Annotated in this window: 2 protein-coding genes; both read left to right on the plus strand. The window is 41.2% G+C overall.

Going from position 1 to position 1,213, the window contains the following annotated elements; all coding sequences use genetic code 11:
* A partial coding sequence (locus BSG1_RS19610) for a YggT family protein (protein ID WP_006838991.1) occupies positions 1–197 on the plus strand: 197 nt, incomplete at its 5' end.
* 116 nt (positions 198–313) lie between these two features.
* The gene (locus BSG1_RS19615; protein ID WP_006838992.1) at positions 314–1,090 is read left to right on the plus strand and encodes a YlmH family RNA-binding protein; all 777 of its coding nucleotides are present in this window, start codon (positions 314–316) and stop codon (positions 1,088–1,090) included.
* Positions 1,091–1,213 lie beyond the last annotated feature (123 nt).

Consider the following 1,213-nt stretch of genomic DNA (forward strand, 5'->3'; position numbering starts at 1 on the left):
TCTTAATGTCCTGGTTCCCTAGCGCAAGGGAAACAGCAATCGGGAAATTCCTGGCTAGGATTTGTGAACCGTATTTAGAGCCGTTTCGAAAAATTGTCCCATCAATCGGGATGATCGACATTTCCCCGATTGTGGCTTTCATTGTATTGAGACTTGCACAATCAGGTATTCTTGAATTATACAGGTGGTTTGTATAAAATACTGAAACCCCTGGGGTGGAAACAGTTATAAAAATTGAGGGGGCCTTACAGGTACTCCCTTTTTCATTTTTAGAGGTATTTAATAAGCCTCCATTATAAAAGCAGGTGTAAACATGACATCGATTTATCAGCACTTTAGAAAAGATGAAAAAGAGTTCATTGACAGTGTCCTGGAATGGCGCGAATTCGTAGAGAATTCCTACTCGCCAAAAGTCACTGACTTTTTAGATCCCAGGCAGCAATACATCCTCTCGGCCATTATTGGAAAAAACAGCGATATTAAAATGAGCTTTTATCCTGCTCAGGAGTCGGTTGAAAGAAAGAGGTGCATTTTGTATCCGGATTATTTTGAGCCCTCACACTCCGATTATGGCGTAACCCTATTTGAAATTAACTATCCCCAAAAATTTGTCACTCTCGAGCATCGGCAAATTTTAGGCTCCCTGATGTCAATTGGATTAAAAAGAGAGAAGTTTGGGGACATTCTCATGAATAGCGACCGGGTTCAAATGATTACAGCCTCTGAAATTTCGGATTTCGTTGAAATGAATTTCCAGGAAGTGGGCCGTAATAAAGTGACATTGGAAAAGGTCCCTTTAGACAGGATGGTCCATTCATCAGAAGAGTGGCGGGAAGCGTTGACAACTGTCAGTTCCCTTCGTCTCGATGTAATTCTGTCAGCATTATATAATGTTTCAAGGCAGAAGGTGCAGACCCTGATTGCAGGGGGTGTTGTCAAGGTGAACTGGAGAGTGGTCGAGAGTCCTGCTTTCGAAGTTGCCGAAGGAGATGTTTTTTCAATGAGGGGACATGGCCGAAGCAAACTGATCTCGATTGAAGGAAAGACGAAAAAAGACAAATTTCGGATTGCTGCAGGAGTATTAAAATAAATTTTCGAAAAATAAAGGGAAATCCCCACAAACTGTCGAAAATTCAGTTATAATAGGAGAAAGATACTTACTTCGACATGGAGGTGGCATTATGCCTTTAACGCCGTTAGATATACATAACAA

It is taken from the genome of Bacillus sp. SG-1 (genome assembly GCF_000181495.1).
GTDB lineage: Bacteria > Bacillota > Bacilli > Bacillales > Bacillaceae_B > Rossellomorea.

What these genes read in the sequence shown, in the direction of transcription:
- BSG1_RS19615 (WP_006838992.1), top strand. Translation starts at nt 314, where the DNA reads ATGACATCGATTTATCAGCACTTTAGAAAAGATGAAAAAGAGTTCATT.